General features: G+C 73.6%; 17 protein-coding genes. 5 read left to right on the forward strand and 12 right to left on the reverse strand.

The features are described from left to right. The first annotated feature begins 52 nt into the window (after positions 1 to 52). Positions 53 to 1,264, forward strand: a complete 1,212-nt coding sequence (locus ACFWN1_RS13420) for an MFS transporter (protein WP_384360743.1) — start codon at positions 53 to 55, stop codon at positions 1,262 to 1,264. Here the strand turns inward: ACFWN1_RS13420 and ACFWN1_RS13425 are convergent. Beyond that, positions 1,224 to 1,682: an acyl-CoA thioesterase gene (locus ACFWN1_RS13425; protein WP_384360745.1), complete on the reverse strand. Its 459-nt coding sequence runs from the start codon at positions 1,680 to 1,682 to the stop codon at positions 1,224 to 1,226. The two genes, ACFWN1_RS13420 and ACFWN1_RS13425, sit on opposite strands and share 41 nt — an antisense overlap. 248 nt (positions 1,683 to 1,930) lie before the next feature. Here ACFWN1_RS13425 and ACFWN1_RS13430 point away from each other — a divergent pair, with 248 nt between their 5' ends. From ACFWN1_RS13430 to ACFWN1_RS13440, 3 genes are all read left to right on the forward strand, one after another. Continuing rightward, positions 1,931 to 3,325 carry a uracil-xanthine permease family protein gene (locus ACFWN1_RS13430; protein WP_384360747.1) on the forward strand — a complete coding sequence of 465 codons (1,395 nt, stop codon included), beginning with the start codon at positions 1,931 to 1,933 and terminating at the stop codon, positions 3,323 to 3,325. Positions 3,326 to 3,416: 91 nt separating this feature from the next. Then, on the forward strand, positions 3,417 to 4,139 hold the full coding sequence (locus ACFWN1_RS13435) for a DUF5995 family protein (protein WP_384360750.1): 723 nt from the start codon (positions 3,417 to 3,419) through the stop codon (positions 4,137 to 4,139). A gap of 102 nt (positions 4,140 to 4,241) precedes the next feature. Next, on the forward strand, positions 4,242 to 5,174 hold the full coding sequence (locus ACFWN1_RS13440) for a TIGR03619 family F420-dependent LLM class oxidoreductase (protein ID WP_384360752.1): 933 nt from the start codon (positions 4,242 to 4,244) through the stop codon (positions 5,172 to 5,174). Between the two features lie 24 nt (positions 5,175 to 5,198). On the opposite strand, the gene ACFWN1_RS13445 is transcribed toward ACFWN1_RS13440, so the two are convergent. The 10 genes from ACFWN1_RS13445 to fmt all read right to left on the reverse strand — a co-directional run bounded on the left by ACFWN1_RS13445 (position 5,199) and on the right by fmt (position 15,505). After that, positions 5,199 to 6,911 (reverse strand): flavin monoamine oxidase family protein, encoded by a 1,713-nt coding sequence (locus tag ACFWN1_RS13445; RefSeq protein WP_384360754.1) that lies wholly within the window; start codon positions 6,909 to 6,911, stop codon positions 5,199 to 5,201. A gap of 60 nt (positions 6,912 to 6,971) precedes the next feature. Beyond that, positions 6,972 to 7,766 carry a carbon-nitrogen hydrolase family protein gene (locus tag ACFWN1_RS13450; RefSeq protein WP_384360757.1) on the reverse strand — a complete coding sequence of 265 codons (795 nt, stop codon included), beginning with the start codon at positions 7,764 to 7,766 and terminating at the stop codon, positions 6,972 to 6,974. A gap of 320 nt (positions 7,767 to 8,086) precedes the next feature. Then, positions 8,087 to 8,539: an Lrp/AsnC family transcriptional regulator gene (locus tag ACFWN1_RS13455; protein ID WP_030810550.1), complete on the reverse strand. Its 453-nt coding sequence runs from the start codon at positions 8,537 to 8,539 to the stop codon at positions 8,087 to 8,089. 107 nt (positions 8,540 to 8,646) lie between these two features. Further along, positions 8,647 to 10,089, reverse strand: coding sequence for a GuaB1 family IMP dehydrogenase-related protein (locus ACFWN1_RS13460; RefSeq protein ID WP_384360760.1), 1,443 nt, complete (start codon positions 10,087 to 10,089; stop codon positions 8,647 to 8,649). A 127-nt stretch (positions 10,090 to 10,216) separates the two neighbouring features. Further along, entirely contained in the window at positions 10,217 to 10,552 is a 336-nt protein-coding gene (locus ACFWN1_RS13465; protein WP_384360762.1) for a barstar family protein, read from the reverse strand. Further along, positions 10,549 to 11,010 carry a ribonuclease domain-containing protein gene (locus ACFWN1_RS13470; protein WP_384360764.1) on the reverse strand — a complete coding sequence of 154 codons (462 nt, stop codon included), beginning with the start codon at positions 11,008 to 11,010 and terminating at the stop codon, positions 10,549 to 10,551. Before ACFWN1_RS13470 ends, ACFWN1_RS13465 begins: the two co-directional genes overlap by 4 nt. Positions 11,011 to 11,070: 60 nt before the next feature. Beyond that, a complete protein-coding gene (locus tag ACFWN1_RS13475; RefSeq protein ID WP_384360767.1) occupies positions 11,071 to 12,114 on the reverse strand; it encodes a sugar-binding transcriptional regulator in 1,044 nt (347 codons plus the stop codon). 90 nt (positions 12,115 to 12,204) lie between these two features. Then, positions 12,205 to 12,891: a ribulose-phosphate 3-epimerase gene (gene rpe, locus ACFWN1_RS13480; protein ID WP_384360769.1), complete on the reverse strand. Its 687-nt coding sequence runs from the start codon at positions 12,889 to 12,891 to the stop codon at positions 12,205 to 12,207. A gap of 180 nt (positions 12,892 to 13,071) precedes the next feature. Continuing rightward, positions 13,072 to 14,490 carry an RsmB/NOP family class I SAM-dependent RNA methyltransferase gene (locus ACFWN1_RS13485; protein ID WP_384360771.1) on the reverse strand — a complete coding sequence of 473 codons (1,419 nt, stop codon included), beginning with the start codon at positions 14,488 to 14,490 and terminating at the stop codon, positions 13,072 to 13,074. Positions 14,491 to 14,572: 82 nt separating this feature from the next. Beyond that, the gene (gene fmt / locus ACFWN1_RS13490) at positions 14,573 to 15,505 is read right to left on the reverse strand and encodes a methionyl-tRNA formyltransferase (RefSeq protein ID WP_384360773.1); all 933 of its coding nucleotides are present in this window, start codon (positions 15,503 to 15,505) and stop codon (positions 14,573 to 14,575) included. A gap of 322 nt (positions 15,506 to 15,827) precedes the next feature. On the opposite strand from fmt, the gene ACFWN1_RS13495 reads away from it, so the two are divergent. Beyond that, entirely contained in the window at positions 15,828 to 16,355 is a 528-nt protein-coding gene (locus tag ACFWN1_RS13495; RefSeq protein WP_384360775.1) for a hypothetical protein, read from the forward strand. Between the two features lie 42 nt (positions 16,356 to 16,397). Here the strand turns inward: ACFWN1_RS13495 and ACFWN1_RS13500 are convergent, their stop codons facing one another. Beyond that, positions 16,398 to 18,545 carry a primosomal protein N' gene (locus tag ACFWN1_RS13500; RefSeq protein WP_384360777.1) on the reverse strand — a complete coding sequence of 716 codons (2,148 nt, stop codon included), beginning with the start codon at positions 18,543 to 18,545 and terminating at the stop codon, positions 16,398 to 16,400. Positions 18,546 to 18,670 lie beyond the last annotated feature (125 nt).

The following is an 18,670-nucleotide window of genomic DNA, read 5'->3' on the forward strand; positions in this document are numbered from 1 at the left end:
GCGCGGGTGCCGAGGACGGTACAGCGGACGACTCCCCGGGGAGGGACCGAAGATGGGTGACGTGAGCCGGCCGGCCGGCGAGGTCAGGCGCGCCCGGTACGCCGTGGCCGCCGTGTTCGCCGTGCACGGCGCCGTGACGGGCTCCTTCGCCACCCGCGTGCCCTGGATTCAGGACCATGCCGGGCTCAGCGCGGGCCAGCTCGGGTTCGCGCTCGCCTTCACCGCGCTCGGTGCCTCGGTCGCGATGCCGCTGGCGGGCCGGATCAGCCACCGCTTCGGCAGCCGTACCGCCCTGCGCGGGCTGCTCGCGCTGTGGACCCTCTCGCTGGTGCTGCCCTCGCTGGCACCGAACCTGCTGACGCTGTGCCTGGGGATGTTCGCCTACGGCGCCGCCTCCGGCACGGCGGACGTGGTGATGAACGCGCTCGGGGTGGAGGTCGAGCGACTGCTCGGCAAGTCGATCATGTCGGGCCTGCACGGCATGTGGAGCACGGGCGCGCTGATCGGTTCGGCGGCGGGCACGCTCGCCGCCCACCTGGGCTCGGACGCCCGGCTGCACCATCTCCTGGCCGCCGCCGTGCTCACCGTGCTGGGCCAACTGGCCTGCGCCTGGGTGCTGGACGTGCAGGCCGCCGAGGACGAGGAGCCGCCGCCGAGGTTCGCGCTGCCACCGCGCTCGGCCCTGCTGATCGGCGCGGTCGGCTTCTGCGCGGTGTTCGCGGAAGGGGCCAGCATGGACTGGTCGGCGGTGTTCCTGCGGGACCGGCTGGACGGCTCGCCGGGCGTGGCGGCCGCGACCACGACCGGGTTCATGCTGACCATGGCCGTCGCCCGGATCGCCGGGGACGCGGTGGTGAACCGGTTCGGGGCGGTCCGCACGGTCCGGACGGGCGGCCTGCTCGCCGGGGTGGGCGGCCTGCTGGTGGTCCTCGCGGACCGGCCCCCGCTGGCCATGACGGGCTTCGCGCTGATGGGGCTCGGCATCGCGGTGGTCGTCCCGTTGTGCTTCGCGGCGGCCGGGCACTCGGGTCCCAACCCGAGCCAGGCCATCGCGGGCGTCGCCACCATCACCTACACCTCGGGGCTGGTCGCGCCGAGCCTGATCGGCGGGGTGGCGCAGGCGACCAGCCTGACCGTGTCGTTCGTCGTGGTGACCGTGCTGGCCTGCGCCCTGGCCGGGTTCGCGGGCGTGCTGCGCACCGCCGAGCGCGGCGGCACCGAGGTCAGCCGGCAGGCCGCAGCAGTTCCCGGCCCGCCTGCCTGAACCCCTCGCTCCAGGGCGCGGGCCGCAGCGTGCCCGCGTCCAGCCGGACCAGGACGCGGGTGCCGCGCGCGTAGGTGGTGGCACCGTCGGCCGAGCAGAGCCGGAACCCGTAGGTGAGGGATGTGGTGCCGAGCCGTTCCAGCCAGAGGTGGACGGCGTAGGTGCCGGGGCGGGTGACGGGCGCCTCATAACCGATGACGAGTTCGCGCACCGCGTTGCAGGCGTCGCCCGCCGCCGCCCAGTCGCCGTCGAACCGTATTCCGTGGCCGTTCCACAGCTCGGTCCAGGCGCGCTCGACCAGCAGCGGGCAGCGGGCGTTGTGCAGGAGTCCGAGGGCGTCCAGATCGTCGAAGTGCACGGCGACGGGCACCAGTTGGCCGTACGGGACGACGGGGGCTGTCGGGGCTTCGGCGGTCATGGGCAGCACTCCTGGACGTGACGGACGTGACGGACGGGGCAGACGGGCAGGGCAGGGCGGGGCGCGTCCCCGGACACCGACATACTAAGCGACCGCTCAGGACCACTGGAGGGCAACTCCCCTGGTCAGGCCGGGCTCACCGGACACCGGTTCCCGGCGCACGAGAGGCACCGCGGGCGCCAAGCGCCCTTCCGTACCCCTGACAATGGTGCGGACCCTCGTCGGTACAGAGAAAGCGAAACCCCACCATGGACCTCGGCGTGCGCTGGAAGCTGCACGGTGACGGGAAGTCCCCCGCCCCCGGAGCGGTGGTACGCCCCGACGAACGGCTGACCTGGCCGCGCACGGTGGGCCTGGGCGCCCAGCATGTCGTGGCGATGTTCGGCGCCTCCTTCGTCGCCCCCGTCCTCATGGGCCTGGACCCCAACCTGGCGATCATGATGTCGGGTGTGGCGACGGTGATCTTCCTGCTCGCCACGCGCGGCCGGGTCCCCAGCTACCTGGGCTGCTCGCTGTCCTTCGTGGGTGTCGCCGCCGTGATCCGCGCGGACGGCGGCAGCAGCGCGACGGTGACCGGCGCGATCCTCGTGGTCGGCGTGGTGCTGTTCCTGGTGGGTCTCGCGGTGCGGAAGTTCGGCGCGCGGATCATCCACGCCGCGATGCCGCCGATCGTCACGGGCGCCGTGGTCATGCTGATCGGCTTCAACCTGGCCCCGGTGACCGCCACGACGTACTGGCCGCAGGACCAGTGGACGGCGCTGCTGGTGATGCTGTTCACGGGTCTGGCCGTGGTCTGCCTGCGCGGCTTCTGGTCGCGTATCGCCATCTTCCTGGGCCTGGTCTTCGGCTATCTCATCTCCTGGATCTTCGACCTGACCTTCGGCAGGATCCACTCGGCGGACGCGAGCGGCAAGGTCACCGACCACTGGCGCCTGGACCTGTCCGGTGTCTCCAAGGCGGACTGGACCGGGCTGCCCACCTTCCACGGGCCGTCCTTCCAGTGGTCGGCGATCCTGGTCGCGCTGCCCGTGGTGATCGCGCTGGTCGCCGAGAACGCGGGCCACGTCAAGGCGGTCGGCGAGATGACCGGCGAGTCTCTGGACGACAGGCTCGGCACCGCGATCTCGGCGGACGGCGTCGCCTCGGTGCTGTCCACCGCGGTCGGCGGGCCGCCCAACACCACCTACTCCGAGAACATCGGCGTGATGGCCGCTACCCGCGTCTACTCCACGGCCGCCTACTGGGCCGCCGCCTGCTTCGCCCTGCTGTTCGGCGTCTGCCCCAAGTTCGGCGCGGTGGTGGCCGCCATCCCCGGCGGCGTCCTCGGCGGCATCACCGTCATCCTGTACGGCATGATCGGTCTGCTCGGCGCGCAGATCTGGCTGCACGGCGAGGTGGACCTGCGCAATCCGCTGAACCTGGTCCCGGCGGCCGCGGGCATCATCATCGGCGTCGGCAACGTCACCATGAAGTTCACCGACACCTTCTCGCTGAGTGGCATCGCGCTGGGCACCCTGGTCGTCATCACCGGCTACCACACCCTGCGCGCCTTCGCCCCGGCCCACCTGAAGACGCGGGAACCGCTGCTGGACGAGGGCACGTCGCAGTACGACGAGCCGGCGGACGGCCCCGGCAAGCCGTAGCGGCACCCGTACCGGCCCGGCGTTCGCTCGTTCCGGCGAAGCCCCGGGCCGGTCGGCCCGCCGCCCGGTGCGCGGCTGCCACCCTTCCCCCATGGCGCCGCCGCGATACTCCACCGCCCCCGTCGACGCCGTCCTGTCCCGGATGCGCGCGCTCGACGCGGAGCTGCCGGGGCGGGACGGGGTCGCCGTGTTCAACCGGGTCTACCTCACCGTCACCGAGGAGGTGGACCGGCGGATGGACGCCGGGGAGTTCGCGGACCCGTGCGCGGCGGCCGCGCTGGACGCCCGGTTCGCCGAGCGGTACCTCGCGGCCGTGGACGCGGTCGCGAAGGACCGCCGTCCGCCCGCCTGCTGGCGCCCGCTGTTCCAGCTGCGCCGCCATCCCGGCGTCCGGCCGCTGCAGTTCGCGCTGGCCGGCGTCAACGCGCACATCGGGCACGATCTGGCGCTCGCCGTGGTCGACACCTGCGAGGCGCTGGGGTGCGCCCCGGCCGAGCTGGAGGACGAGTTCGACCGGGTCGGCGAACTGCTGGCCGCGCTGGAGGAGCGCATCCGCGAGGATCTGATGCCGGGTCCCGACCTGCTCCAGCTCGCGGACCCGATCACCCATCTGCTGGGCGCGTGGAGCCTGGAGCGGGCCCGCGACGCCACCTGGTCGGCGGCCCGGGTGCTGTGGGCGCTGCGCCGCTGCGGCGACATGGCCGAGGAGTTCACCGACCGGCTGGACACGGCGGTCGGCTTCGCGGGCCGGATGCTGCTCACCCCACTCGGGGAACTCGGGAAACTCGGGGAACTCGGGGACCTCCGGGCCTGAGGTGGCCTGAGGTGGCCTGAAGTCACTCCATCGGGTGACTTCAGGAACAGCCGGGCGAGGGCCGCGCGTTGAGGGGGCATCCCGACGCGAAGGAGCACCGGTATGACGACCAGGCTTGGCCTCGGCCTTCCCCAGACGCGCCAGTACGACCTCGGCAGGGACGTGCCCGACGTGGCGCGCGCCGCCGAGGAGATCGGCTACGACAGCCTGTGGGTCTTCGAGCGGGCCCTGGTCCCGGAGCCCGCCACCCAGGGGCTGTACGGCATACCGGGGCTGCCCTGGCCGGACGCGTACCGGGGCGTGGCCGACCCGCTGCTCACCCTCACCCTGGCCGCGACCGCGACCTCACGGGCCGAGCTGGGCTCCAGCGTGCTGGTGGCCCCGCTGCACCTGCCGTTCCAGCTCGCCAAGTCCCTGGCCACGCTGGACGTGGTGAGCGGCGGCCGGGTCATCGCGGGGTTCGGCACGGGCTGGTCGCTGGACGAGTACGCGGCTTCGGGGGTGCTCCCCTTCGAGGAGCGCGGCGCCGCGCTGGACGAGGTGATCGCGGTGTGCCGGGCGGTGTGGGGTCCCGATCCGGTCGTCCATCACGGCAAGACCACCGACATCGCCTCCGCGATCGTCGGACCGAAACCGGTGCGGCCCGTCCCGGTCCTGCTGGCGGCGACGAACCGGCGGGCGATGCGGCGGCTGGTGGACCGGGCCGACGGCTGGCTGCCGGGCGCCTACGGTCCGGAGCAGCTCACCGCCCAGTGGCGCGACCTGAGCGAACTGGCCGAGGAACGCGGCCGTACGGACCCGGTCCGCACGGTCGTCCGGGTGAACGCGCGCGTGACCCCCGAGCCGCGTACCGGCGCGGACCGTCCGCTGTTCGAGGGGGACACCGACCAGATCGTGGCCGACATCGCGGCGCACACCGGGATCGTCCCGGACGCGGAGATACTCCTCGACTTCCAGAGCGAGGCGCGGGACGCGGCCGAGCTGAAGGACACCGCCGCCGAGCTGTACGAGAAGGCGCGCGCGGCCGGGATCTGAGCCCCCGGCCGCACCCGCTCCGGCTCAGTCCTCGGGGAGTTCGACGGGCGCGATCTCGTCGTACACGTCGCCGGGGCCCGGGTTGGTCGGGTCGGTCTCGCCGCCGAAGTGCCGCATGACGCCCCAGACCGCGTTCAGCGCGGTCTGGACCGCGCCCTCGGCCCAGCCGGCCGTCCAGGAGATGTCGTCACCGGCGAGGAAGACGCCCCGCTTGTCCTCGGGCAGCCGGTCCTGCATGAAATGGGTGAACAGGCGGCGCTGGTAGCGGTAGTGGCCGGGCAGGTTGGCCTTGAACGCGCCCATGAAGTAGGGCTCGTTCTCCCAGGAGACGGTCACCGGGTTGCCGATGATGTGCTTCCGGATGTCGACCTTCGGGTAGATCTCGCCGAGCGACTTCAGCATGACCTCCATCCGCTCCTGCCCGGACAGCGGCAGCCACTTCAGGCTGTCGTCGCACCAGGTGTAGGAGAGGCAGATGACGGCCGGCTTGTCCGGGCCCTCGTCCAGCAGATAGGTGCCGCGCGTCATGCGGTCGGTGAGCGTCATCGACATGACGTCCCGGCCGGTCGGGTTCCCCCTGTCGTCGACGGCCTTGTCCAGCCAGAACGGCCGGTCCACCGGCACGAAGAGCTTGGAGGACTCCATGTAGTGGGTGCGCTCGATCGCGGTCCAGTGGTCGATCGGGAAGAGCGAGTCGTCACAGGCGATCTTGGAGAGCAGCATCCAGGACTGGGCGGTGAAGATGGCCGCCCGGTAGGTGCGGATGTCGCCGTTCGCGTCGGTGACCGTGATCCGGTTGCCGGAGGTGCGGTTCAGCCGGGTCACGGCCGGCCGGGGCTCGCCGTTCATGTGCAGCGAGGCCAGCGAGGTGCCGTGGGGCCAGTGGACGGTCTTCTCCGGCTCGCGCTCCCACAGGCGCAGCGGAAGCTGCTGGGAGCCGCCTACGATGCCCTGGTGGTGGTCGTCGGCCTCGGTGTAGACGACGCGCAGGATCTCCAGGATGGAGTTGGGGAAGTCGGTGTCCCAGCCGCCGGTGCCGAAGCCGACCTGGCCGAAGATCTCGCGGTGCCGGAAGGACTTGAACGCCTCGGAGTCGCAGAGGAAGCCGTAGAAGGTCTGGTTGTCGAGCTTCTCGACCAGCTTCGCCCAGATCTCCCGGATGCGCGGCACGTCCCGCTCGCGCATGGCCCGGTTCATGTCGGAGAAGTCGGCGCCCTCCTCCAGGCACTTGTTCCACGCGGCGGCGACATCCCGGTAGACCTGCGGCAGGTCGTCGACGGTCTCCGCGTAGTGCGACTCGCCCTTGAGGTCCACCACGGTCGACGGGGTGCCCTCGGCCAGCGGGTTCGGGAAGGGCCGGGTGTGCAGGCCGACGAGGTCGATGTAGTGCTGGAGGGCCGTGGAGGACGGCGGGAAGCGCATCGCGCCCATCTCGGCGGTCAGCGACTCGTCGCAGCCCTCGAACCCGACCGTGCGCAGCCGGCCGCCGAGCTGGTCGGCCTCGTAGACGACGGGCCTCAGCCCCATCTTCATCAGCTCGTACGCGGCGACGATGCCGGACAGCCCGCCGCCGATGACGGCGACCTCGGTGCCGTGCTCGGTCGCCGGTATCTGGCCGAGCCCCGCCGGGTGGGCGAGGAAGTCGTCGTAGGCGTAGGGGAAGTCCGGGCCGAACATGGTGATCGGCGGCTGCAGCTCGTCGGCGTGCTCGACGGCGTTGGGCACCGTGGACGTCATGGGGTACGGACTCCTAGCGCGGAAGAACTGCGAAGAGGCTGACGAAGGGGGGCGGGAGGTTCAGGCGGTGAGCGAGCCGTACAGACCGGGACGGCGGTCGTTCAGGTACGGGTTGGCCTCGCGGGAGGCGGCCAGGAAGGCGGGGTCGGCGTCGGCGAACACCAGCTCGGCCGAGGAGCGCCCGGCGCGGACCCGGGCCACCCCGTCGGGCCCGGCCAGGGTGGACAGCCCGACGAACTCGAACTCCCCTTCCTGGCCGACCCGGTTGACGTAGGCCACGTACAGCTGGTTCTCGAAGGCGCGCACCGGGATCACCGACTCCGGCACGAACTGGTACGGGTGCATCTGCGCGGTCGGCACGATCAGCAGGTCGGTGCCGGCCAGCGCGTGGGCGCGGACGTTCTCCGGGAACTCGACGTCGTAGCAGATCAGCAGGCCCACGGTGAGACCGTTCAGCTCGGCCTGGACGACCTGCCGCCCGCCCGGCGTGAAGTGGTCGCGCTCGAAGCAGCCGAAGAGGTGGGTCTTGCGGTAGTTGGCGAGCCGGGCGCCCTCGGCGGAGACGAGCTGGGCGGAGTTGTACACCGTGTCGCCGTCACGCTCGGGGTAGCCGTAGACGACGGCCAGGCCGTGCCGGCCGGCGATGTCGGCGACGGCGTCGGCCGAGTCGCCGTCGGCGGGCTCCGCGAGGTGCGGGATCTGGTCGCCGATCGCGTACCCGGTCAGGAACATCTCCGGTGCGGCCAGCAGCCCGGCGCCCGCCTCGGCGGCACGCCCTGCGGCCTCGTCGAGGACCTTGAGGTTCTCGGCGACGGAACCGGGGCGGCCGGAGCTCTGGAGCAGGGCGGTGCGCATGCGTGATCCTCACCGGGAGAACGGGGGTTCGTGGGGCATCGGGAAGCCTGTTAGACGGTACGGTCGGCGCGCTCACCCGGACAAGAAGCAGCCGTTGCGCGCCGGTGCGCGGTTCATTGCGTCAGCAGGCCCTCACCCGGCGATTCATTGCGCCGCCAGGGACGCCCGCGCGGAGAAACGGCTGCGGCTCGCGCGGCCGGGTCGCGCAGACCACGGCGAAGCTCCCCGGCGCGGTCAGCGCGAGGGCGATGAAGCGGGCGCGCACGGCCGGCGCCTGGCAGGACCGACGGCATGCCGCGCGTCCTCGGGGGTCCTGGCGGTCAGCCCGGCGCGCCCGAGGAGAAGCGCCGCAGCAGGGGCGAGAGCACCAGCACCGACTTGGTCCGCTCCACGAACGGCTCCCCGGCGATGCGCTCCAGGACCCGCTCGAAGTGCCGCATGTCGGAGGCGAAGACCTGGGCGATGGCGTCCGCGTCCCCCGTGACGGTGGAGGCGGCCACCACCTCCTGGTACCGCTCCAGACCGCGCAGGATGGTCTCCGGCGAGGTGTTGCTGCGGCAGTAGATCTCGATGTACCCCTCGGTCTCCCAGCCGAGGGCCGCCGGGTCCACCCGGACGGTGAACCCGGTGATGGCTCCGGTGGCCCTGAGCCGGTCCACGCGCCGCTTCACGGCGGGCGCGGACAGGCCGACCAGTTGCCCGATGTCCGCGTAGGAGCGGCGGGCGTCCTCGGCGAGGGCGTGCACGATGCGTTCGTCGAGATCGTTCAGCACAGGGGGTGGTTCACTTCGTCGGTCCGGTCACTTCTCCTACGAAGTAGAACACGAGCCCCGCCCGTCCCCGCACCTGGAGAGCGCCCAGGTCGCGGGCGTGCGCGGGGTCAGCTCCAGCTGGCGTGCAGGGGCATGCCCTCGGCGTACCCGGCCGCGCTCTGGATGCCGACGACGGCCTTCCGCGCGAACTCCTCCAGCGAGCCGGCACCCGCGTAGGTGCAGGAGGAGCGGACGCCCGCGATGATCGAGTCGACCAGGTCCTCCACGCCCGGCCGGGCCGGGTCGAGGAACATGCGGGAGGTGGAGATGCCCTCCTCGAAGAGCCCCTTGCGGGCCCGGTCGTACGAGGACTCCTCGGAGGTGCGGTTGCGCACCGCGCGGGCCGAGGCCATGCCGAACGACTCCTTGTACAGGCGGCCGCCGGCGTCCTGCTGGAGGTCGCCGGGCGACTCGTAGGTGCCCGCGAACCAGGAGCCGACCATGACGTTGGAGGCACCGGCCGCGAGGGCCATGGCCACGTCGCGCGGGTGGCGGACGCCGCCGTCGGCCCACACGTGCTTGCCGTGCTTCTTGGCCTCGGCCGCGCACTCCAGCACGGCGGAGAACTGCGGACGGCCCACGCCGGTCATCATCCGGGTGGTGCACATCGCGCCCGGTCCGACCCCCACCTTGATGATGTCGGCGCCCGCCTCGATCAGATCGCGGACGCCTTCGGCGGAGACGATGTTGCCGGCGACGATCGGCACCTGGGGGTCGAGGGCGCGCACGGTGCGGACCGCGCTGATCATCGACTCCTGGTGGCCGTGCGCGGTGTCGATGACGAGGGTGTCCACGCCCGCGTCGAGCAGCTGCTTGGCCTTGCCCGCCACGTCGCCGTTGATGCCCACGGCCGCCGCGACGCGCAGCCTGCCGTCGGCGTCCACGGCCGGGGTGTACAGGGTGGCGCGCAGGGCGCCCTTGCGGGTGAGGATGCCCGCGAGCCGGCCCTCGGCGTCGACGGCCGGGGCGTAGCGGCGGTTGGCCGCATCGAGGGTGTGGAACGCCTCGCGCGGGTCGATGCCGGCGTCGAGCAGCAGCAGGTCGCGGGACATGACCACTTCGAGCTGGGTGAAGCGGTCGACGCCGCTGAGGTCCTGGTCGGTGACGACGCCGACGGGACGGTAGTCGCCGTCCACGACGACCCCGGCGTTGTGCGCCCGCTTGGGCAGCAGGGCCAGCGCGTCGGCGACGGTCTGGTGCGGGGAGAGCACGATCGGAGTGTCCAGCACCAGGTGCCGGCTCTTGACCCAGCCGACGACCTCGGTGACGACGTCGATGGGAATGTCCTGCGGGATGACCACCAGGCCACCGCGCCGGGCCATCGTCTCGGCCATCCGGCGCCCCGCGACGGCGGTCATGTTGGCGACGACCAGCGGAATGGTGGTGCCGGTGCCGTCGGGGGAGCCGAGGTCCACCGCCTGCCGCGAGCCGACCGCGGAGCGGCCCGGCACCATGAAGACGTCGTCGTACGTCAGGTCGTAGGCGGGCTGGATGTCATTGAGGAAACGCACGTGCCGCACATCCCGGTCGATCAGAGGTGACCCCCTGACGGGTGCGCCAGGGGGAAAGAAGCACGTACTTCATTGTCCCATGCCGGCGCCCTGGTCATGCCCCCGCCGAACCTCCAGGGGCACCGGGTCACAGCTCGGAGGTTCCTCCAAGAGCGAGCATCACGTCGAGGAACGAGGTGCGGTCGACCGCCTCGGAGAACACGTCCCGCGCGATGCGCCAGTCGCCGGGATTCCACTCGGCGAGCGGCTCCCAGTTGCGCACGACGACCAGCAGACCCCGCTCGATGGCGGCCGGGGGCCAGGCGGTGGTGTCGGAGAGGGAGTCCAGCAGGGCGTCCCAGTTGCGGCCGAACCAGTCGGGCAGGTTCAGCGTGTTCGCCACGCGGTCCATCAGTCCGGCCTTGTCGCGGACCCCCTTCAGGTCGAGGGTGACCGCGTACCGGTCGACCAGGTCTTCGCTCATCTCAGCACCGCCCGGAACGAGTTGTAGTGATCATCGGTGTAGTAGAACTCCCCGGCGTCCCCGGTGACCATGCGCCGGGCGCCCCGGCCGCCGGCTCCGGGGGTGGGCACGGTGTACTCGTGGTAGTAGCCGCGCTGGTGCCTGGGGAGATGCCCTTCGAAGTTCCCGAAGACGATCCCGTCCCGTGCGTACGGGTAGGGGCCGCCCTTGTCGATGAGGGCGAGGGTCCGCCGGGCTTCGGCGGGCAGCCGGGACTCGGGGACGGTGGCCGTGCCCCGGGCCCAGGACGGGGCAGAGGCGGCGGGACTGGCCGCGCGGGAGGCGGCCGGCGGCTCGGCGGCCGTGTCCGGACCGGCGCAGCCGGCCAGCAGGACACCGAGGACGGCCGGCACGACGGCGAGGAGACACACCCGGCCGCTGCTTCTCTTCAGGATCTGGTGGACGAACCGCGACAGCATGCCGCAGATGCTGCCACGGCCCGCCCGCCGTGGCAGCGTTCCGCCGGATTTCGGACGCCCTCACACCCCGTCGGGGTCGGCGCGGCTGAGCGCGGGCTTCGGGGTGGGGCCCGCGGTGAGCAGGCAGTCCGCGGCCGAGGTGTCCGTCACCAGGCTGGTGACCAGCCCGGAGCGCAGCACCGCGTCGATCGCCGGCGCCTTGCGCGCCCCGCCCGCGATGGCCACGACCTCCGGGATACGGCGCAGCTGGTCGGTCTTGACCGTGATGCACCGCTCCCCCAGGTCGCGTCCGATGCGGCGGCCGTCGGCGTCGAAGAGGTGCGCGGACATCTCGGCGGCGACACCGAGCGAGGCGTAGTGCGCGCGCTCCTCGTCGCTGAGCATGTCGTGCACCGTGGAGATGCCCGCTTCCCAGGAGCCGATGGACACGCAGGCGACCGTGACCTTGTCGAAGTACTCGAAGGCGCGGGCGATGCCGGTCTGGTTGCGCAGGGCGGCGGCCGTGGCCTCGTCCGGCAGCAGCATCGGCGCGTAGATGGGATGCGCGTCGCCGCCGGACACCTGGGCGGCACGGCGGACGGCCTCGACCGAGCCGCGCTCCGCCGTCCCCGCGTCGTACACACCCGTCAGCTGCACCACCGTGCACGGCGGCAGGCGGTCGAGCGCGGCCGCCATGTGGATGGTGGAGCGGCCCCAGGCGAGGCCGAGGACATCGCCCTCGTCGACGAGTTCGCCGAGCAGGTCGGCGGCGACCTCGCCCAGGTTCTCCGGGTCGGGGGTCTCCTCGGCGTCGGCCGGGGACTCGACCACGACGGCGTGTCTGAGGCCGTACCTGGCGCGGAGCGCGTCGGAGCGCTCGGCGTCCAGCTCGGCCGGGACGCGGATCTCGATGCGCACGAGATCCCGTTCGAGGGCGGTCTCCAGCACCCGGGCCACCTTGAAACGGCTGACGCCGAACTCCTCCGCGATCTGGATCTTGGACTTGCCCTCCAGGTAGAAGCGGCGGGCCATGGCCGCCGCCTGGACCAGCTCAGCGGGTCCCATCCGCATGGCTGACCGGCCCGCCGACATACCCGACACGGCGATCTCCTCACTGCTGTACACACTCTGGATTCGCCGTTCATCCTCGCAGATCCGGCGCCGCGGATCCGCCCTGATGGGCGGCCTTCTCTCAACCGTTCACCTACGTGTGGCTCAGTGGCCGCACGCCCGGGACGAATCGGCGATCACCCGGTCCGCCCGCGCACGCAGCGCGCGCACCGCCTCGGCCGGGTCCTCGGCCCCGTACACCGCCGATCCGGCCACGAAGACGTCCGCTCCGGCCTCCGCGCACCGCTCGATCGTCTCGGCCGAGACACCCCCGTCGACCTGCAGCCACAGCTGCAGACCGTGCTTGGCGATCATCTCGCGGGTGCGGCGGATCTTGGGCAGCGTGATGTCGAGGAACGCCTGCCCGCCGAAGCCCGGCTCGACCGTCATGATCAGGAGCATGTCCAGCTCGGGCAGCATGTCCTCGTACGACTCGATCGGCGTCGCGGGCTTGAGGGCCATGGCGGCGCGGGCGCCCTTGGCGCGGATCTCGCGGGCGAGCCGGACCGGGGCGTGGGCGGCCTCCACGTGGAAGGTCACCGAGGAGGCGCCGGCCTCGACGTACCGCGGGGCCCAGCGGTCGGGGTCCTCGATCATCAGGTGGCAGTCCAGCGGGATGTCCGTGGCGCGGGCCAGGGACTCGACGACGGGGGTGCCGAGCGTGAGGTTCGGGACGAAGTGGTTGTCCATGACGTCGACATGGAGCCAGTCCGCACCCTCGACCGCCTTCGCCTCGTCGGCGAGGCGGGCGAAGTCTGCGGACAGGATGCTGGGGTTGATCTGCGCGGCCATGCCCCAAGCCTGCCATGCCCCTGCGGGGGGTGCGGCGTCGGGCCGTCGGAGGTGCGGTCGTTCTTCGGGTGCCGGCCGTGGGGGTCGTGCGCGCGGTTCCCCGCGACCCTGGGCGGGCCGGCCCCCGGCGGAGTTTCGAGGCCGCGCGGGATCGGGGTCGGGCCGTCCGGCGAACCCGCTTCAGGCCGTGCGGCGGATCAGGGCGAGGTACATCGCGTCCGTGCCGTGGATGTGGGGCCAGAGCTGGATGTCGGGGCCCTCGCCGAGGCCGGGGACGCCGGGGAGGAGGGGGCGGGCGTCGATGAGTTCGGCGTCGGGGTGCTGCTTGAGGAGGTCGGCGACCACGGCGCGGGTCTCGGCGAGGTGCGGGGAGCAGGTCGCGTAGCCGACGACTCCGCCGACGCGGACGGAGTCCAGGGCGGTGCGGAGCAGGGCGCGCTGGAGCGGGGCGAAGCTGTCCAGGTCCTCGGGGCGGCGGCGCCAGCGGGCCTCGGGGCGGCGGCGCAGCGCGCCCAGCCCGGTGCAGGGGACGTCCATCAGGACGCGGTCGAAGGTGCCCGGGTTCCACGGCGGACGGGTGCCGTCGGCGGTGATCACCTGGTACGGGCCGGGGTTGCCGGCCAGCGCCCTGGCCACCAGGCCCGCGCGGTGCGGCTGCTTCTCGGCGGCGACCAGGGTGGCACCGCGCTGGGCGGCCAGGGCGGCCAGCAGCGCGGCCTTGCCGCCGGGGCCGGCACAGCCGTCGAGCCACTTCTCGTCGGGGCCGTCCAGCGGCGCTTCGGCGAGCGCGAGGGCGACGAGCTGGCTGCCCTCGTCCTGCACCCCGGCCCGCCCCTCGCGCACGGCCTCCACCGCGCCCGGTTCGCCGCCCTCGGTGAGCCGCACCGCGTACGGCGACCAGTCGCCGGCCACGGCGGCGTCCTCGGTCAGCAGCTCCTCGGGGGTGGACCGGCCGGGCCGCGCGACGAGGGTGACCTCGGGCCGCTCGTTGTCCGCCGCGAGCAGTTCCTCGATACCCGCGCGGCCGCCGCCGAGGGAGTCCCACAGCGCGGAGACGACCCAGCGGGGGTGGGAGTGCACGACGGCGAGATGGTCCTCGGGGTCCTCGTCGTAGGGCGGCGCGACCCGCTCCAGCCAGCCGTCCAGATCGTGCTGGGCGATCTTGCGCAGCACGGCGTTGACGAACTTGGCCCGCCCGTCGCCGAGCACCACGCGGGCCAGCTCGACCGAGGCCGACACTGCGGCGTGGGTAGGGATGCGTGTCCCGAGCAACTGGTGCGCGCCCAGGCTCAGTACGTCGAGCACCGGCGGGTCCACCTCGCGCAGCGGCCGGTCGACGCACTGGGCGATGATCGCGTCGTAGGTGCCCTGGCGGCGCAGTGTGCCGTAGACCAGCTCGGTGGCGAGGGCCGCGTCCCGCGCGTCGAAGTCGCCCTTCTCCCGGGCCTTGCGCAGCAGCGGCGGCAGCACGAGGTTGGCGTAGGCGTCCCGTTCGTCCACCGCGCGCAGCGCGTCGAAGGCGAGGACGCGGACGGGGTCCTTCTGGGGGCGCCGGTAGGGCTTGGCGGGCCGGTGCGGCCGACGGGACTGCTCGCTCACGAGAAAGGTGCTCCGGATGTGCTCAAGGGGGGTGCGGTCACCAGCGTACGTCGGCGGACCGTCACCCCCCACTGGCGGGGTGTCAGCCGCCGAGCGTCTCGCCCGCGCCGATCCGCGCCCCGCGCGCCCAGTCCGCGGCCCGCATCGGCTTCTTGCCCTGGGCCTGCACCCACAGCAGCTCCACGGCGTACGAGCCGGTGCCCACGTGCACGCTGTTCTTGCCGACGGCGAGCTGTCCGGGCGCGAGGTCGGTGCGCTCGGGCACGGGCCTGGCCTGGACCAGCTTGAGCCGCTCGCCCCGGAACACGGTCCACGCACCGGGGGCGGGCGTGCAGCCGCGCACCACCCGGTCGACCCGCAGCGCCGGCGCCGGCCAGTCGACCCGGGCGTCCTCGACCGTGATCTTCGGCGCGAGGGTGATGCCCTCGGCGGGCTGCGGTACGGCCTTCAGGGTGCCGTCCTCGATGCCGTCCATGGTGGCCGCGAGCAGCCCGGACCCGGCGAAGGCGAGCCGGGTGAGCAGGTCGCCGCTGGTGTCGGTGGGGCGGATCTCCTCGGTGACGGTGCCGTACACCGGGCCGGAGTCCAGGCCCTCCTCGATGAGGAAGGTGGCGGCGCCGGTGATCTCGTCGCCCGACATGATCGAGTGCTGTACGGGCGCGGCTCCACGCCAGGCGGGCAGCAGCGAGAAGTGCAGGTTGACCCAGCCGTGGGCGGGGACGTCGAGGGCGACGCGGGGCAGCAGGGCGCCGTAGGCGACGACCGGGCAGCAGTCCGGGCCGATCTCCCTCAGCCGCTCCAGGAAGGCGGGGTCGCGCGGGGTGGCCGGCCTCAGCACCTCGATACCGGCCTCCTGGGCCCGCTCGGCCACGGGTGAGGCGACCAGCCTGCGGCCCCGCCCGGCGGGCGCGTCGGGCCGGGTGACGACGGCGGCCACCTCGTGCCGCCCGGAGGCGATCAGAGCGTCCAGAGCGGGAACGGCGACCTCGGGGGTACCGGCGAAGACGAGCTTCATGGGCGGGATCGAGCCTCTCGATCGACGGCGGACGGGCAGCGGACAAGTCTATGACCGCGCGCACCCGTCATGACGCCGAGGGCACCGAGGGCACCGAGGGCACCGAGGTCGCCGAGGGGACCGTGGGCGCCGTGGGCGATCAACCCGCACAGGTCGTCCGGCCTCCCGCCGACAGCGAACGGGTGGTGCGCGGGTGGGAGAGCCCGGCGTACAGACACACCCCGCGCGCCCCACCCCGTGACCAGCGGAGCGTCCACGCGTTGGTCAAGAGAGAGTTGACCAACGCCCACTTCCTGTCAACGCCGGTTCGAGAGGCTTGTCCATGGCCGACCACGCAACCCACGACGCCCAGGCCCGTGCCAGCCTGCACTTGCTGGTGCGGGACATCGAGCGGGTCCGCCGGCAGGTGGACGCACTGCGCACCCTCACCGCCCAGCTCGGCAACGTCTACCGACCCCGCCGCTCCGGCCCGTCCACCGGCTTCGTCGTCTACGGACGCGCCCCCGCCCCGACGGTCCGCCTCGCCCAGGAACTCCGGGACAGCGTCGAGACCCTGGTGACGGCGGCCGTGGACTTCGACCGCTCGCTCGGCTTCTCGTGGGACGCGGTGGGTTCCGCGCTCGGCGTCACCAAGCAGGCCGTGCACCGCCGTTACGGCGCCCGCCGGGCCGCCGCCCAGGCCGCGGCCGAGGCCGAGCGGGGCGGCGAGCCCTCGGGCACCCGCACCATCGACACCGGGATGCCGGCCGTCCCGGCGGCCCGCTCCATGCCGACCCAGCCGACCTCGGGCAGCCCCACCCTCCGCGACGACCCGAGGCCCCCCGCCTTCCCAGGCCCCCGCAGCGGCTGACCGGGTCCCGGCCCTCGCCCTCCCGGCAACCGCCCGCGAGGCTCACCCGATGTCCGGCGGGTCGATCCGCACCCGGACCGGCTCCGCGCTCCCGCGGGCCGTCCGGGCCGCCTGGGCCGTCTTGAGGGCGGCGGCCAGCGCGGAGCCGCTGCCGGGCGGTACCCGGACCAGCGCGCGTTCCCACTGCTCCCCCGGCGGTGGCGCACCGGGCCGGCGCGGGCGGCCGGGCAGGGTCGGAGGCAGCGGCACCGGACCCAGCACCTCGGCGTCCGCCGGCATCTCGACGGCGGCCAGGAACTCGGCGACCGCCCCGGGAGTCCCGGACACCGCCGCCATGCGCGACACCGGGGGAAAGCCCAGTTCGGCCCGCTCCGCCAGCTCGCGCACCGCGAACCCGACGGGGTCCCACCGCACCAGCGCCTGCACCGGCCGCAGTGTCGGCTCGGCCACCACCACCACGGTCCCCCGCTCCCCCTGCGGCCGGACCAGCGCGGCCGCCCCGGTCCACCGGCGCAGCGCGTCCTCGCCGGAGCGCAGGTCGGGCCGGGCGAGCATGGCCCAGCCGTCCAGCAGCAGCGCGGCCGCGTAGCCGCCCTCGGCGACCGGCTCGGCGCCCGGTGTGCTGACGACCAGCGCGGGCGCGTCCGGCACGGTGTCGAGGACATGCTCGCGGCCGGAGGTGCGGACGGGGACGGCGGGGAAGGCGCGCCCGAGTTCCTCGGCGGTACGGCGGGCGCCGACCACCTGCGCGCGCAGCCGGAAGCCGCCGCACTCGGGGCAGTGCCAGGAGTGCTCCTCCCGGCCGCACCACTCGCAGCGCAGCGCCCCGGCGTCCCGCGCCTGGAGCGGCCCGGCGCAGTGCGCGCAGCGCGCGGGCGCCCGGCACTGGGCGCAGGCCAGCCGGGGCACGTATCCGCGCCGGGGCACCTGCACCAGCACCGGGCCGGTCTTCAGCCCCTCCCGGACGGCCTGCCAGGCGATGCTGGGCAGTCGGGCGGCGCGGGCGGCCTCGTCCCGGGCGAGGTCGGTGTCACCCACGGTCCGTACCAGCGGGGCGGCCCGGCGGACCTGGTCGCGGCCGGCGGTCAACGGGCGCGCCCAGCCGCTCTCGACGAGCTGGGCGGCCTCCACCGTGCAGCTCCAACCGCCCACCAGGAAAGCGCACTTGTCGAGCGAGGCGCGCAGCAGCAGGACGTCGCGGGCATGCGGCTGGGGGGCGTGCTGTTCGCTGTGGCTGTCGTCGCCGTCGTCCCAGATGACCACGAGGCCCAGGTCCCGTACGGGCGCGAACATGGCGGCCCGGGTGCCCACCACCGCCCGGACCGAGCCGCGGCGGACCGCGAGCCACTGCGCGTACCGCTTCTCGGGGCCGGCGTCGGCGGTGAGCAGCGCGTGGCGGCCGTCGCCGAGCAGCGTGGTCAGCGCGGCGTCGACCCGCGCGGCGGCCCGCCCGTCGGGGACGACGACCAGCGCGCCGCGTCCCGAGGCGAGGGTGGCGGCGACGGCGCGGGCGGTCTCCTCGCTCCACCGCGGCCCCGGCAGCGCGTTCCACACCGCGCGGGGCGAACCGCCGGAGGCCAGGGCGTCGAGGAAGGCGGGACCGTGCTCGTATCGGGCCCAGGAGCCCGCGTCCGGGGCCGGGGGTGCGGGCCGGGGCTCCGGGGAGGCGCGCTTCTCCGCGCGGGCGCTGCGCGGCGGCACTGCCAGTTGCAGCACGTCGGCGAGGCTGCCCGCGTACCGGTCGGCGACGGCGCGGGCGAGGCCGAGGAGTTCCCCGCCGAGCACCGGCTCCGGGGAGACGACCGCGGCGAGAGCGGCCAGCGGGCCCGCGTAGTCGGACTCGGCGCGCCGCTCGATCAGGAAGCCGTCGATGAGGCCGCCGCCCTCGCGGCGCCCGTCGCGCACCCGGTGCCGTCCGGCGCCGAACCGCACCCGGACCCGCACGCCGGGCTGCGCGTCGGCGTCCATCTCCTCGGGCACGGCGTAGTCGAAGTAGCGGTCGAGATGGAGCACGCCCTTGTCGACGAGCACCCGGGCCACGGGCCGGTCCTGGGCGAGCGCGGCCCCTCGCCAGGTGCGGGGCCTGGCGCGGGGTACGTCGGCATCGCGCACGCTCTCCCGGATGAGCGCGAGCTGCTCCGGCGGCGGCCCCTCGGCCCCGCCGTCCCCCCGCCCGTTCTCGCTGCTCACGCTTGCATTCTTACCAAACACCACCGACAACACCGCCCGCCGAGACACCCGGAACATACCGGGGCCCGGCCGCCCCCCGGGCGGCCGGGCCCGGACAGGTTGCGGGGCAGCGGGTCGGGGCAGAC

Source organism: Streptomyces sp. NPDC058459 (assembly GCF_042721685.1).
Classification (GTDB): Bacteria; Actinomycetota; Actinomycetes; order Streptomycetales; family Streptomycetaceae; genus Streptomyces.